A 13,498-nucleotide genomic window follows, 5' to 3' on the forward strand; every position below is an offset into this window, starting at 1 on the left:
CATCCCACTCTTTCCCACCCGCGGAGGCCTTCCGTGCTGCCGATACGCACATCCCGTCCCACCCTCGCGGCCGTCGCCCTGGCGGTCTCCCTCACGGCCTGCTCCGCCCAGGCGGCGGACACGTCCCCGGAGGCGCGGCCCGCGGCGCCACCGGCGAAGGTGACGGTCGTGGACAAGGCGGCGGGCAAGCCGGTGACGGTGACGGCCGCGGGCGGCAAGCTGGCCGCGGTGAAGGTCACCGACGCGGAGGGCGGGGCCCTCACCGGCCGTACGGACGCGAGCGGCACGCGCTGGACGTCGGACCGCAAGGCGGCCCCGGGCACCTCGTACACGGTGGAGGTCACGGCCGGCGGCGCCGACGGCAAGGAGACGACGACCCGCTCCTCCTTCTCCACCCCGGACCCCGAGAAGGTCAACAAGCTGACCCTCGCCCCCGGCAAGAACACCACCGTGGGCATCGCCCACCCCCTCTCGATCGTCTTCGACCACCCGGTGACGAAGAAGGCGGACGTCGAGAAGCAGCTCAAGGTGACGACCTCGAACGACACCGAGGGCTCCTGGGGCTGGGTCAAGGACTGGTCGGGCCGGGACCGGGCGGACTGGCGGCCGAAGGAGTACTGGAAGCCCGGCACGAAGGTCACCCTCGAGGCCGACCTCAACGGCACGGACTCGGGCGGCGGCTGGTTCGTACGGGACTACGCCACGGGCTTCACGGTGGGCACGGCGCAGGTGGTGAAGGTGGACCTGGACAGCCACAAGCTGACGGTCCAGCAGAACGGCAGCACGGTCCGTACGATCCCGGTCTCCGGCGGCACCCCGGGCGGCGACAAGCGCTCCTGGCGGGGCACGGCCGTCCTGATGGCGAAGGAGGGCACCATCAACATGAACTCGGAGACGGTCGGCCTGGGCGACGCCTACGACAAGATGGTCGACTACTCGATGCGCCTGACCTGGTCGGGGATGTACGCCCACGCGGCCCCGTGGAACGCGCGCTACTTCGGCAACGCCAACAAGAGCTCGGGCTGCATCGGCATGAGCGACGCCGACGCGGCCGCCCTCTACGCCCTGGTGAAGCCGGGCGACCCGTTCGAGATCGAGGGCGCCGACACGAAGGGCACGGTCGCCGAGGGCAACGGCTACGGCGCGTGGAACGTGAGCTGGGCGGACTGGAAGGCGAAGAGCGCGCTGGGCTGAGCGCGGGACCGAGCCCCAACTCTCCCACCCCCACGGCTGGCTTGAACGATTCACGCCTCCGTTCCGCGATCGTCCGACTACGCTCGGCGACAAGAGCGCCGCGCGTCGCAGGCCGGAGGTGCTGACCGTGGTCAACATTCAGGAACTCGACCCCAACGGTTCTCCCCTGGACTACTACGGCTGGGAACTCCGCCGCCGGCGCGAGGCGCACACGCTCACCCAGCAGCAGCTCGGGGACGTCATCTTCTGCACGGGCGGGACGTTCTCCCGACTGATCGGCCTGGTGCTGCGCAGCCGGCTGCCCTCCTGGTTCCAACCGGTCGCGGAGTTGGAGGCACGCGCCACGTACATCTCCACGTTCCAGACGCAGGTCGTGTACGGGCTGTTGCAGACGCCGGAGTACGCGCGGGCGCTGCTCGCCGTCGAGTACCCCGACAAGGCCGAGGAGGTGACGGCTGGAACGCCAGCGCGTCCTGGAGCGCGCCGAGCCGCCCGCCCTGTGGGTCGTCCTGAGCGAGGCCGTGCTGAGGCAGGAGGTGGGCGACCGCGAGGTCATGCGCGGGCAGTTGGCACACCTGCTGACGTTCCGCGACAACTCGTGGGTCCAGATCCAGGTGCTGCCGTTCGCCGCCGGCGAGCACACGGGGCTGAGTCGTCGTACAGCGGCACCAACGGCGGCGAGTGCATCGAGGTCGCCGACGGCTTCCCCGGCGCCGTCCCGGTCCGCGACAGCAAGAACCCCTCGGGCCCGGCCCTGGTCGTCGCCCCCGGGGCGTGGCAGACGTTCGTGGACGGCCTCCGCTAGAACGCGCGCCGCATCTCCCACACCAGGACCTCCGCGTCCCCGGTCGCGAGCAGGTCGAGGCCCTTCTCGTCGGTGGTGCGGGCCGCGTCGCCCGGGGTGAGTTCCTCGGTGCCGAGGCGCACCGTGCCGCGTGTCACGTGGGCGTAGACGAAGTCGGCGTCCGGGAGCGGGGCCCGTTCGCCGCTCTTCAGGCGGTGGACGCGGAGGGTCGCCCCCGGCAGCTCGTACGCGAGGTCCCCGCCGTCCCCCCGTACCACCTCGTACGCCGGCTCCCCGCCGAACGACAGGGGGGCGAGCCACATCTGTACGAAGGTCAAAGGGGCGTCGGCGTCGTTGCGTTCGACGTGGCGGACGCCCGCCGCCGCGCTCAGGTGCTGGAGGTCGCCCGCGCGGACGAGCGTCGCGCGGCCCGTCGAGTCGCGGTGGGTGAGTTCGCCCTCCACGACCCAGGTGACGATCTCGGTGTGGCTGTGCGGGTGCTCGTCGAATCCGGCCCCCGGGGCGAGCCGCTCCTCGTTGCAGGCGATCAGCGAGCCGAAGCGGAGGTTGTCGGGGTCGTAGTGCGGGCCGAAGGAGAAGGCGTGCCGGGTGTCGATGCCCGCCGCCGGGTCGCCGCCGGGGTACCGCTCGTCCGCGCGCTGGATGCGTATCACGGGTCCCACCGTAGCCACCCGGCCGCCCCCCGCCGGAGGCGAACCCGCCCCGACTCCGCACGTCGGCGTCCGGATAAGGCAGTCTTGTCCCCGTGCCTGAACCCGTGAACGCCTCCCATCCGCACGCCGCGACCCTGAAGCGCCTGGAGCAGTCCTCCGGGCGGCTGGCCGCCGGTGCCATCGCCCGCATGGACGAGACGCTGCCGTGGTACCGCGCGATGCCGCCCGAGAACCGGTCGTGGATCGGCCTCGTCGCCCAGGCCGGCATCGCCGCGTTCACGGAGTGGTTCCGGCACCCGGAGACCCCGCAGGCGATCTCGACGGACGTCTTCGGCACCGCGCCCCGCGAGCTGACCCGGGCGATCACCCTGCGCCAGACCGTGGAGATGGTCCGGACCACCATTGAGGTCATGGAGTCGGCCATCGAGGAGGTCGCCGCCCCCGGCGACGAGTCGGTGCTCCGCGAGGCGCTCCTCGTCTACGCCCGGGAGATCGCCTTCGCCACAGCCCAGGTGTACGCGCAGGCCGCCGAGGCCCGGGGCGCGTGGGACGCGCGCCTGGAGTCACTCGTGGTGAACGCCGTGCTGTCCGGCGAGGCGGACGAGGGCGCCGTGTCGCGGGCCGCCGCGCTCGGCTGGAACTCCCCGGAGCACGTGTGCGTGCTGCTCGGCACGGCCCCGGACGGGGACAGCGAGCTGACGGTGGAGGCGATCCGCCGGGCCGCCCGGCACGCCAAGCTCCAGGTCCTCACCGGGGTCCTCGGGAACCGGCTCGTCGTGATCGCGGGCGGCAACGACAACCCCCTCGCGGTGGCGAAGGCCCTGATCGGACCGTACGCGCCGGGCCCGGTGGTGGCCGGTCCCGTGGTCCCCGACCTGCTCGCGGCGACCCGTTCCGCGCAGGCCGCCGCGGCCGGCCTCAAGGCCTGCTCGGCCTGGCAGGACGCCCCGCGCCCGGTCCTCGCGGACGATCTCCTTCCGGAGCGGGCCATCGCCTCGGACCCTTCGGCGCGCGAGCAGTTGGTGGAGGAGATCTACAGACCGCTGGAGGAAGCCGGTTCGGCTCTTCTGGAAACTCTCAGTGTCTACCTGGAGCAGGCGAGCAGCCTGGAAGGCGCGGCCCGGATGCTCTTCGTCCACCCGAATACCGTGCGCTACCGGCTTCGACGTGTGACCGACGTCACCGGCTGGTCACCCTCCGACGTCCGCTCCGCCTTCACCCTGCGGATCGCGCTCATCCTGGGACGCTTGGCCGACGGCGAGACGCAGTCCTAGACTTTTGTCGAACACCAACAATTCCCCCGACGGTTCTTCGTCCTTGTCCCCACGGGCGCTCGGAGCCGTCCCCAAGAGAGAGTGTGAGGGTGCTCGTACTCGTCGCTCCCGGCCAAGGCGCCCAGACGCCCGGCTTCCTGACCCCCTGGCTCGAACTCCCCGGCGCCGCCGACCGCGTGGCGGCCTGGTCCGACGCCATCGGGCTCGACCTCGCCCACTACGGCACGAAGGCGGACGCGGACGAGATCCGTGACACCGCCGTGGCCCAGCCCCTGCTCGTCGCCGCCGGCCTGCTCTCCGCCGCCGCGCTCGGCGACGACCTCGCGCCCGGCGTCGTCGCCGGTCACAGCGTCGGCGAGTTCACCGCCGCCGCGTTCGCGGGCGTCCTCGACGACACCGCCGCGCTGCGGCTCGTCCGGACCCGCGGGCTCGCGATGGCCGAGGCCGCCGCGATCACGGCGACCGGCATGTCGGCGCTGCTCGGCGGCGACCCCGAGGTGACCGTCCCGCACCTGGAGAAGCTCGGCCTGACGGCCGCCAACGTGAACGGCGCGGGCCAGATCGTGGCCGCCGGCACCCTGGAGCAGCTGGCCGCCCTGGAGGCGGACAAGCCCGAGGGCGTCCGCCGGGTCGTGGCGCTCAAGGTCGCCGGCGCCTTCCACACGCACCACATGGCCCCGGCCGTGGCGAAGCTGGAGGAGGCCGCGGCGGAGCTGTCGCCCGCCGCCCCGACCACCCGCTACGTGTCCAACAAGGACGGGCAGGTCGTCATGGACGGCGCCGAGGTCGTGTCCCGGCTCGTCGGCCAGGTCGCCAACCCGGTCCGCTGGGACCTGTGCATGGAGACCTTCCACGACCTGGGCGCGACGGCGCTGATCGAGGTGTGCCCCGGCGGCACCCTGACCGGTATCGCCAAGCGGGCCCTGCCGGGCGTGGCCACGGTCGCCCTGAAGACTCCCGACGACCTGGACGCGGCCCGTACGCTCATCGCCGAGCACGCGGCCGTCTGACGAGGAGTGTCGAGAAGCATGTCGAAGATCAAGCCCAGCAAGGGCGCCCCGTACGCGCGGATCCTCGGCGTGGGCGGATACCGTCCCACCCGGGTCGTGCCGAACGAGGTGATCCTCGAGAAGATCGACTCGTCCGACGAGTGGATCCGCTCGCGCTCCGGCATCGCCACCCGCCACTGGGCCTCTCCCGAGGAGACCGTCGCCGCGATGTCGGTGGAGGCCTCCGGGAAGGCCATCGCGGACGCCGGGATCCGCCCGGAGCAGATCGGCGCCGTGGTCGTCTCCACGGTGTCGCACTTCCACCAGACCCCGGCGATCGCGACGGAGATCGCGGACCGGATCGGGGCGGGCAAGCCCGCCGCGTTCGACATCTCGGCCGGCTGCGCGGGCTTCGGCTACGGCCTGACCCTCGCCAAGGGCATGATCGTCGAGGGTTCCGCGGAGTACGTGCTCGTCATCGGCGTCGAGCGGCTGAGCGACCTGACGGATCTGGAGGACCGCGCGACGGCCTTCCTGTTCGGCGACGGCGCCGGCGCCGTGGTCGTCGGCCCGTCCGACGAGCCGCACATCGGCCCCACGGTCTGGGGTTCCGAGGGCGACAAGGCGTCGACCATCAAGCAGACCGTGCCGTGGGACGCGTTCCACGGCGGCGACGTCTCGACCCTGCCGCTCGACTCGCAGGGCGCCATCAAGTTCCCGGCCATCACGCAGGAGGGCCAGGCGGTCTTCCGCTGGGCCGTCTTCGAGATGGCGAAGGTCGCCCAGCAGGCCCTGGACGCCGCCGGCATCACGGCGGACGACCTGGACGTCTTCATCCCGCACCAGGCGAACCTGCGGATCATCGACTCGATGGTGAAGACACTGAAGCTGCCGGAGCACGTCACGGTCGCCCGTGACGTGGAGACCACCGGCAACACCTCGGCCGCCTCGATCCCGCTCGCGATGGAGCGGCTCCTGGCGACCGGGAAGGCGAAGAGCGGCGACACCGCGCTCGTCATCGGCTTCGGGGCGGGTCTCGTCTACGCCGCGACGGTCGTTACCCTCCCCTAGGCACCCGGATCTCCCGGAAGCCCCTTACCGAAGCAATCACAGAAGGAGCGCCACCATGGCCTTCACCCAGGAGCAGATCGTCGAAGGTCTCGCCGAGATCGTCAACGAGATCGCCGGCATCCCGACCGAGGACGTCCAGCTGGACAAGTCCTTCACCGACGACCTGGACGTCGACTCGCTGTCCATGGTCGAGGTCGTCGTCGCCGCCGAAGAGCGTTTCGACGTCAAGATCCCGGACGAGGACGTCAAGAACCTCAAGACCGTGGGCGACGCCGTCGACTACATCCTGAAGCACCAGGGCTGATCCGGCCCTCGCTGTCCCGGTCAGCCACCCGGCGGTGGCGCCGCACTCCGACCATCACACACATGGAGAAAGAATTCCTGTGAGCTCGACCAATCGCACCGTGGTCGTCACCGGTATCGGCGCAACCACACCGCTGGGTGGCGACTCCGCATCGACCTGGGGAGGTCTGATCGCGGGACGCTCCGGCGTCCGTACGCTCGAGGGCGAACGTTTCGCCGAACTGCCCGTCAAGATCGCCGCGACGGCCGCCGTCGACCCCGGCGACGTCCTCCCCCGGCCCCTCGCCCGCAAGCTGGACCGCTCGGCGCAGTTCGCCGTGATCGCGGCCCGCGAGGCGTGGGCCGACGCGGGCTACACCGCCCCGGCCGGTGAGGACGAGAAGATCGCGCCCGAGCGGCTCGGCTCCGTCATCGCCTCCGGCATCGGCGGTGTCACCACGCTGCTCGACCAGTACGACGTGCTGAAGGAGAAGGGCGTCCGCCGCGTCTCCCCGCACACCGTCCCCATGCTCATGCCCAACAGCCCCTCGGCGAACGTGGGTCTGGAGGTGAACGCCCGGGCGGGCGTCCACACCCCGGTCTCCGCGTGCGCGTCGGGTGCCGAGGCGATCGGCTACGCCGTCGAGATGATCCGCACCGGCCGTGCCGACGTGGTCGTCGCCGGCGGCACCGAGGCGGCGATCCACCCGCTGCCGATCGCCGCCTTCGCCAACATGATGGCGATGTCCAAGAACAACGACGAGCCGGAGAAGGCCTCGCGTCCGTACGACACCGGCCGTGACGGCTTCGTGCTCGGCGAGGGTGCGGGCGTCGTGATCCTGGAGTCCGAGGAGCACGCGAAGGCGCGCGGCGCGCGCGTCTACTGCGAGGTCCTGGGTCAGGGCCTGTCGGCCGACAGCCACCACATCGCGCAGCCCGAGCCGACCGGCCGGGGCATCGCGGCCGCGATGCGGAACCTGCTGGACTCGACGGACCTGAAGCCGTCCGAGGTCGTCCACCTGAACGCGCACGCCACGTCGACGCCGCAGGGCGACACCGCCGAGATCAAGGCGCTGCGGAACGTCCTGGGCGACGACCTGGACCACGTCGCGATCTCCGCGACGAAGTCGATGACGGGTCACCTCCTCGGCGGCGCGGGCGGCATCGAGACCGTCGCGACGGTCCTGGCGCTGTACCACCGCCTCGCCCCGCCGACGATCAACGTCGACGACCTGGACCCGGAGATCGACGCGGACGTCGTCCGCGGCGAGGCCCGCGCGCTCCCGGAGGGCACGATCGCCGCGATCAACAACAGCTTCGGCTTCGGCGGCCACAACGTGGTCCTGGCGTTCCGTACGGTCTGATCCCGGATCCCGTCGAACGCGTGAGGCCCACCCCCGGCAGGGGGTGGGCCTCCGGCGTGTTCCGGGGCGTCAGACGACCTGGTGGAGCCAGCGGACCGGGGCGCCCTCGCCCGCGTAGCGGAAGGGTTCCAGTTCGTCGTCCCAGGGCTTGCCGAGGAGTTCGGCGATCTCGGCCTCCAGCCGGGTCCCGCCCTGCGCGGAGCGCGCCAGGGCGGCCCGGAGCCGGTCCTCGGGGACGAGGATGTCGCCGTGCATGCCGGTGACGGCGTGGAAGATGCCCAGGTCGGGGGTGGCGCTGTAGCGCTCGCCCTCGGCGGTGGGGCAGGGCTCCGCGGTGACCTCGAAGCGGAGCATCTGCCAGCCGCGCAGGGCGGAGGCGATCCGGGAGGCGGTGCCGGTCTCGCCCTTCCAGGAGAGTTCCGCTCTCCAGGTGCCGGGGGACGCCGGCTGGCGGACCCAGTCGAGCTGGACCCTCGCACCGAGGACGCCCGCCACCGCCCATTCGACGTGCGGGCAGAGCGCGCGCGGTGCGGAGTGTACGTACAGGACTCCACGTGTCGTCACCGGGACCTCCAGTGTGGGACGAGGTTCGCCTTTTCCCAGCGGCCTCAGTAAACATCATCGGGAGTGGATCATCACAAACCATCAAAAAGGGGACAGGTTGTGACGTGATGTAATTTACCGGAGCCGGTCGGCGAGGGCGCCTCTGGTTCGACGGGGGAAAAGCTACCGTGCCGCGCTGTCATCGGGGTGACGTACGGTCGGACCGATGACGGTGCACACGAAGCTTTCACCCGCGAGGACGCCGAAGGAGGGGGCCGGGATGCGCGGCCGACGCCGATTCCGTACCGCCGCCGCCACCGCGACGGCGGCACTGCTGTGCGCGGGGGCGCTGGCCGGATGCTCGTCCGGTGCCCCGGAGAAGGCGGCCCCCACCAGGAGCGCGTCGACCCCGACGCCGACGCCCACGCCCACCTCCTCCTGGAACGCCTCGCCCTCCTCCCTCGCCGCCGTCGGCGACTCCATCACCCGTGCCTTCGACGCCTGCTCGCTCCTCTCGGACTGCCCGGAGGCGTCCTGGGCGACCGGGACGGACGCGGCCGTCAACAGCCTGGCGCTGCGGCTCCTGGGCCCGGAGGGGGCGGCCGGCCGCAGCTGGAACCTGGCGCGGACGGGGGCGCGGATGGCGGAGCTGCCGGAACAGATGACCGCCGCGGCGGCCCGGAAGCCGGAGCTGGTGACGGTGATGATGGGCGCCAACGACGCCTGCCGGCCGACCCCGGCCCTGATGACCCCGGTCGCGGAGTTCCGCGCCTCCTTCGAGGCGGCGCTCGCCCGGCTGCGGGCGGCGGCGCCGAAGGCGCAGGTGTACGTGGCGAGCGTGCCGGACCTGAAGCACCTGTGGTCGACGGGCCGGCTCGGCGGCGCGGCGAGCGTGTGGGACCTGGGGATCTGCGGCGCGATGCTGGCGGACGCGACGAACCTGGGACCCGAGGCCGAGCGGCGGCGCGCGACGGTGTCGGCGCGGGTGGACGCGTACAACGAGGTCCTGGCGGAGGTCTGCGCGAAGGACGAGCGCTGCCGGTACGACGGCGGCGCGGTCCACGGGTTCCGCTTCGACGGCGCCCAGTTGAGCCCCTGGGACTGGTTCCATCCGAGCCGGGACGGCCAGGCGCGGCTCGCGGAGCTGGCGTACCGGCGGATCACGGCGGGGTGAGGACCCCGGGGCGGATGTCAGGTTCCGCCCCGGGGCCGTCGGGGAGGGCGGCCCGTGCCGGAGGGGTCAGTCGATCTCCAGCACGGCCGTCAGGCGCACGTCGTCGAGGGAGTGTGCCGCCCTGACCTCGTATGCCCCGGGCACGAAGGTCCAGTCGCCCTTCTCCTCGTCCCAGATCTCGAAGGCGCGGCGGGAGAGCGCGATCGACGTCTCGACGGTCTCGCCGGGCCCCGCCCCGACGCTCGCGAAACCGGCGAGGACGCGGGCCGGGCGCTCGGGGGCGCCTGAGGAGGGGGCGGGCGCCAGGTAGACCTGGACGGTCTCGCGGCCCGGCCGGCCGCCGGTGTTGGTGATCCGGACGGTGGCCGTCTCGGGGCCCGCGACCAGGGAGTCGTACGACCAGGTGGTGTAGCCGAGGCCGTGCCCGAAGGCGTACGCGGGGGTCCGGCCGCTCCGGTCCCAGGCTCGGTGGCCGATGAAGGGGCCCTCGGCGTAGTCGAGTTCCCCGTCGACGGGGACGACGTCGGTGACGGGGGCGTCGGCGAGGACGGCGGGCCAGGTGGTGGGGAGGCGGCCGCCGGGCTCCTCGGCGCCGGTGAGGACGTCGGCGAGGGCGGCGCCGCCCTCCTGGCCGGGGAACCAGGTGAGCAGGATCGCGGCCACGTCCTCGCGCCAGGGCATCTCGACCGGGGAGCCGGCGTTGACCACGACCACGGTGTTCGGGTTGGCGGCGGCGACGGCCCGTACGAGGTCGTCCTGGCGGCCGGGGAGCGCGAGGTCCGTGCGGTCGAAGCCCTCGGACTCGACGCGTTCGGTGGTGGCGACGACCACGACGGCGGTGTCGGCGGCGCGAGCCGCCTCGACGGCTTCGGCGATCAGTTCGTCGGGGTCACGGCGCGGACCGAGGTGGACGAGGGAGAAGGCGACGGCCGGCAGCGGGGCCGCGAACTGCTTGTCCGGGGTGTGGAGCAGGGAGACCTCGACGGTCTCTCCGGCGGTGAGCGGGACCTCGGCGCGCACGACCGGGGAGCCGAAGAAGGCCTCGAAGGGGTCGGTCTCGGAGCCCATGGCCTGGACGCCGTCGAAGACGGTCTCGCCGGCGACGGTGAGGACGAAGGCGCCGAGGCCGCGGGTGCCGAAGGCGTGCGCGCCGGTCTCGCGCGGGGTGAAGGTGCCGACGACCTCGACGGAGGCGAGGGCCTCGTGGGTGACGCCGTCGGGCAGGTCGCCGCCGATCCACTGGACCTGGCCGGTGGGCAGGGAACCCTCGCCGAGCAGGTTCCCGGCGGCGTCGCGGCAGCGGGCGCGGAGGGCGAAGCCCTTGTCGGCGGGGGCGGGTTCGTCGGTGGGGTCGGCGCCGACCGCGTACGTCAGGGCCCCCTCGGGCAGGGCGGCGGCGAGGCCGTCGAGCGGGGAGACGACGTGGTCGGGGAAGACCTGGGCGGAGCCGCCGCCGAGGACGCGGGCGTCACGGGCGGCGGCGCCGGAGAGGGCGACGGTGGTGCCGGGGGCGAGGGGGAGGACGGGGTCCCCGGTCCGTACGGCAGCGGCTCCGTCTCGTACCCCGGGCTCGTTCCGGAGCAGGACGAAGCCGCGGTGGGCGAGTTCGCGGGCCAGGGCGTCGCCGTCGATCGGGGCGGGGGGTTCGGTGACGGCCGGCGGGGCGCCTTCGAGGGCGCCGACGCGGGCGGCGAGCCGCAGGACGCGGCGTACGGCGGTGTCGACGGCGGACTCCGCCACCTCCCCGGCGCGGACGGCGGCGGCCAGGGCCTCGCCGTAGATGGTGGCCGGTCCGGGCATGGCGACGTCGAGGCCGCCCCGGAGGGCGCCGGCGGTGGAGCGGGCGGCCGTCCAGTCGGAGACGTTGATCCCGTCGAAGCCCCACTCGCCGCGCAGGACCTCGTTCACCAGCTCGTGGTGTTCGGTCATGGTCACGCCGTTGACCTGGTTGTACGCGGTCATGATCCCCCAGGGCCGCGCGCTCTTGACGATGGCCTCGAAGGGGGCGAGGTAGAGCTCGCGGAGCGGGCGGGGCGCGACGCGGTTGTCGACGGTGAAGCGGTCGGTCTCGGCGTCGTTGGCGACGAAGTGCTTGACGGTGGTGCCGACCCCGCCGTCCTGGACGCCCAGGACGTAGCCGGTGCCGATCGCGCCGGTGAGGAGCGGGTCCTCGGAGTAGGCCTCGAAGTGGCGGCCGCCGAGGGGGCTGCGGTGCAGGTTGACGGTGGGGGCGAGGAGGACGTGGACGCCCTTGCGGCGGGCCTCCTGGGCGAGGAGCCGGCCGGCCCGGCGGGCGAGGGCGGGGTCCCAGGCGGCGGCGAGCGCGGTCGGGGAGGGCAGGGCGACGGAGGGGTCGTCGGCGGTCCAGCGGACGCCCCGGACGCCGACCGGGCCGTCGGACATGACCAGGGGGGCGAGGCCGACCTCGGGCAGGGGGTGCAGGCTCCACATGTCCCGGCCGCCGAGCAGCCGGGCCTTGGCGTCCAGGTCGAGCTTGCCGAGGGCCGCCTCGACGGCCGCCTCCCGGGCGGCCTCCCCCGCCGCACCCGCGTCCGCACTCGTCCCCGGCTCCGTTCCCGTAATCGTCCCCGCGCCCGTCTCCGCCATGTCCGTACCTCCTCGTCCGACGTACCGATGGGGCCCATCGTGCACCGCTTTCCCTGTAGAGAGGTAGGTGATGTGATGATTCTGTTACTTGCACGAAGAGGTGAGGAGGTACGGTCCTGTCCGACGGACCTGCGGAAGGGGGCCCCGGGGATGGTGCGGGCCAGGAGCGAGGAGCGGCGCGCGGTCATCGTGCGCGCCGCCCTCGAAGTGATCGCCGAGCGCGGCTACCGGGGCGCGACGCTCGCCGCCGTCGCCGAGCGCGTCGGGCTGACCCAGCAGGGGCTGCTGCACTACTTCCCGACGAAGGAGGCCCTGCTCGTCGCGGTCCTGGAGGAGCGGGACCACTGGGACACCAGCGGCGGCGGGGGCCGCGAGGGCTGGCGCCTCGACCTGGTCGAATCGCTCGTGGAGTACAACGCGATGCGCCCCGGGATCGTGCAGACCTTCTCCGCGCTGCTCGGCGAGAGCGTCACGGAGGGGCATCCGGCGCGGGAGTTCTTCACCGAGCGGTACGCCCAGGTGCGGGCGCACATGGCGGAGGTGCTGCGCCTGGAGTTCGGCGAGCGGCTGCCCGGCGGCCTCACCCCGGAGCGCGCGGCGCCGCTGCTCACGGCGGTGATGGACGGCCTCCAGTACCAGTGGCTCCTGGACCCGTCGGCGGTCGACATGCCGGGCGCCTTCCGGGACTTCGTACGGCTGCTGTACGGCGGCGAGGACCCTTCCTGAGCCGCGCCACCCGGCGGACGGGATGATGGGGTCATGATCGTCGCAGCCGCCCAGTTCGCCCCGGTCGCCGGGGACATCGACGCCAACGCGCGGTCCGTCGCCGGCCTGGTCCGGGAGGCCGGGGAGACCGGGGCCCGTGTGGTCGTCTTCGCCGAGCTGTGCCTCAGCGGGTACGAGCCCGCGCTGATACGGGACTCCCCCGGCCTGGTCCTCGCCGAGGACGACCCCCGGCTCGCGCCCGTGCGGGAGGCGTGCCGCGCGGTGTCGGCGGCGGCCGTGGTCAACGGGCCGGTGCGGACGGCCGACGGGCGGCCCGGCATCACCACGCTGGTGATCGGCCCGGACGGCGGCCTCCTCGCCCGCTACGACAAGCGGCACCTGTACGGCGTCGAGCGGGAGGTGTTCGCGCCGGGCGCGGAGGACGGGCGGTTCGCGCTCGACGGGGTCCGGTTCGCGACGGCCACCTGCTACGACAACCGCTTCCCGGAGGTGGCCGAACGGGCGGCGGCCGACGGCTGCGCGGTCTACCTGGCGAGTTCGGTCCTGACCGCCGGCAACGACTCGTTCACCGGGGTCTATCCGGTACGGGCCCGGGACTTCGGCCTGTACGTGGTGCTCGGCAACGTCCTCGGGACCAACGAGGACGGGGTGGGACAGGGCGGCGCCGGGGTCTGGGGCCCGGACGGGGAGCGGCTGGCGGACGCGGGCCCGGACCGGCCGGGCTTCGTCCTCGCCGAGGTCGGGGCGGGCTGAGAGGTCCCGGGCGCACGGACGCCGGGCGGCCGTCGGGTCGGCCGCCCGGCGCGGGACCCCGTG

General features: G+C 73.1%; 13 protein-coding genes and 1 pseudogene. 11 read left to right on the forward strand and 3 right to left on the reverse strand.

Features of this window, described 5'->3' with window-relative positions:
* Window positions 1–33 precede the first annotated feature (33 nt).
* From CP977_RS10835 to CP977_RS10845, 3 genes and pseudogenes are all read left to right on the forward strand, one after another.
* The gene (locus CP977_RS10835) at window positions 34–1,194 is read left to right on the forward strand and encodes a L,D-transpeptidase family protein (RefSeq protein WP_062755976.1); all 1,161 of its coding nucleotides are present in this window, start codon (window positions 34–36) and stop codon (window positions 1,192–1,194) included.
* 127 nt (window positions 1,195–1,321) lie between these two features.
* Window positions 1,322–1,844, forward strand: a pseudogene (locus tag CP977_RS34790) (DUF5753 domain-containing protein); the annotation flags it as partial.
* Entirely contained in the window at window positions 1,793–1,999 is a 207-nt protein-coding gene (locus CP977_RS10845) for a DUF397 domain-containing protein (RefSeq protein WP_079131340.1), read from the forward strand. The pseudogene CP977_RS34790 and the gene CP977_RS10845, both read left to right, overlap by 52 nt.
* On the opposite strand, the gene CP977_RS10850 is transcribed toward CP977_RS10845, so the two are convergent.
* Complete coding sequence (locus CP977_RS10850; RefSeq protein WP_152369994.1) at window positions 1,996–2,652, reverse strand: pirin family protein; 657 nt, start codon at window positions 2,650–2,652, stop codon at window positions 1,996–1,998. The genes CP977_RS10845 and CP977_RS10850 overlap by 4 nt on opposite strands.
* Before the next feature lie 92 nt (window positions 2,653–2,744).
* On the opposite strand from CP977_RS10850, the gene fasR reads away from it, so the two are divergent.
* The 5 genes from fasR to fabF all read left to right on the forward strand — a co-directional run bounded on the left by fasR (window position 2,745) and on the right by fabF (window position 7,632).
* The gene (fasR, locus tag CP977_RS10855; RefSeq protein ID WP_030210828.1) at window positions 2,745–3,926 is read left to right on the forward strand and encodes a fatty acid biosynthesis transcriptional regulator FasR; all 1,182 of its coding nucleotides are present in this window, start codon (window positions 2,745–2,747) and stop codon (window positions 3,924–3,926) included.
* 89 nt (window positions 3,927–4,015) lie between these two features.
* Entirely contained in the window at window positions 4,016–4,936 is a 921-nt protein-coding gene (locus CP977_RS10860) for an ACP S-malonyltransferase (RefSeq protein ID WP_152369995.1), read from the forward strand.
* Between the two features lie 18 nt (window positions 4,937–4,954).
* Window positions 4,955–5,986, forward strand: coding sequence for a ketoacyl-ACP synthase III (locus CP977_RS10865; RefSeq protein ID WP_062755970.1), 1,032 nt, complete (start codon window positions 4,955–4,957; stop codon window positions 5,984–5,986).
* A gap of 55 nt (window positions 5,987–6,041) precedes the next feature.
* The gene (locus CP977_RS10870) at window positions 6,042–6,290 is read left to right on the forward strand and encodes an acyl carrier protein (protein WP_062755968.1); all 249 of its coding nucleotides are present in this window, start codon (window positions 6,042–6,044) and stop codon (window positions 6,288–6,290) included.
* A 79-nt stretch (window positions 6,291–6,369) separates the two neighbouring features.
* Window positions 6,370–7,632, forward strand: a complete 1,263-nt coding sequence (gene fabF / locus CP977_RS10875; protein ID WP_152369996.1) for a beta-ketoacyl-ACP synthase II — start codon at window positions 6,370–6,372, stop codon at window positions 7,630–7,632.
* A gap of 69 nt (window positions 7,633–7,701) precedes the next feature.
* Here the strand turns inward: fabF and CP977_RS10880 are convergent, their stop codons facing one another.
* Window positions 7,702–8,196 carry a DUF3145 domain-containing protein gene (locus CP977_RS10880; RefSeq protein ID WP_030210841.1) on the reverse strand — a complete coding sequence of 165 codons (495 nt, stop codon included), beginning with the start codon at window positions 8,194–8,196 and terminating at the stop codon, window positions 7,702–7,704.
* A 259-nt stretch (window positions 8,197–8,455) separates the two neighbouring features.
* Here CP977_RS10880 and CP977_RS10885 point away from each other — a divergent pair, with 259 nt between their 5' ends.
* Window positions 8,456–9,349 (forward strand): SGNH/GDSL hydrolase family protein, encoded by an 894-nt coding sequence (locus tag CP977_RS10885; protein WP_062755964.1) that lies wholly within the window; start codon window positions 8,456–8,458, stop codon window positions 9,347–9,349.
* Window positions 9,350–9,415: 66 nt separating this feature from the next.
* Here CP977_RS10885 and CP977_RS10890 read toward each other — a convergent pair whose 3' ends face one another.
* Window positions 9,416–11,956: a beta-glucosidase family protein gene (locus CP977_RS10890; RefSeq protein ID WP_152369997.1), complete on the reverse strand. Its 2,541-nt coding sequence runs from the start codon at window positions 11,954–11,956 to the stop codon at window positions 9,416–9,418.
* Window positions 11,957–12,106: 150 nt separating this feature from the next.
* Here CP977_RS10890 and CP977_RS10895 point away from each other — a divergent pair, with 150 nt between their 5' ends.
* Window positions 12,107–12,682 (forward strand): TetR/AcrR family transcriptional regulator, encoded by a 576-nt coding sequence (locus tag CP977_RS10895; RefSeq protein WP_062755962.1) that lies wholly within the window; start codon window positions 12,107–12,109, stop codon window positions 12,680–12,682.
* Window positions 12,683–12,715: 33 nt separating this feature from the next.
* Window positions 12,716–13,435, forward strand: a complete 720-nt coding sequence (locus CP977_RS10900) for a carbon-nitrogen hydrolase family protein (protein WP_152369998.1) — start codon at window positions 12,716–12,718, stop codon at window positions 13,433–13,435.
* Window positions 13,436–13,498: the final 63 nt, after the last annotated feature.

It is taken from the genome of Streptomyces cinereoruber (assembly GCF_009299385.1).
Taxonomy (GTDB): Bacteria; Actinomycetota; Actinomycetes; order Streptomycetales; family Streptomycetaceae; genus Streptomyces; species Streptomyces bikiniensis.

Bases quoted from the DNA above. Each gene is read 5' to 3' on its own strand.
- CP977_RS10865 (WP_062755970.1), top strand. From the start codon at position 4,955: ATGTCGAAGATCAAGCCCAGCAAGGGCGCCCCGTACGCGCGGATCCTC.
- CP977_RS10870 (WP_062755968.1), top strand. From the start codon at position 6,042: ATGGCCTTCACCCAGGAGCAGATCGTCGAAGGTCTCGCCGAGATCGTC.
- CP977_RS10885 (WP_062755964.1), top strand. From the start codon at position 8,456: ATGCGCGGCCGACGCCGATTCCGTACCGCCGCCGCCACCGCGACGGCG.
- CP977_RS10890 (WP_152369997.1), bottom strand. From the start codon at position 11,956: ATGGCGGAGACGGGCGCGGGGACGATTACGGGAACGGAGCCGGGGACG.
- CP977_RS10895 (WP_062755962.1), top strand. From the start codon at position 12,107: ATGGTGCGGGCCAGGAGCGAGGAGCGGCGCGCGGTCATCGTGCGCGCC.
- CP977_RS10900 (WP_152369998.1), top strand. From the start codon at position 12,716: ATGATCGTCGCAGCCGCCCAGTTCGCCCCGGTCGCCGGGGACATCGAC.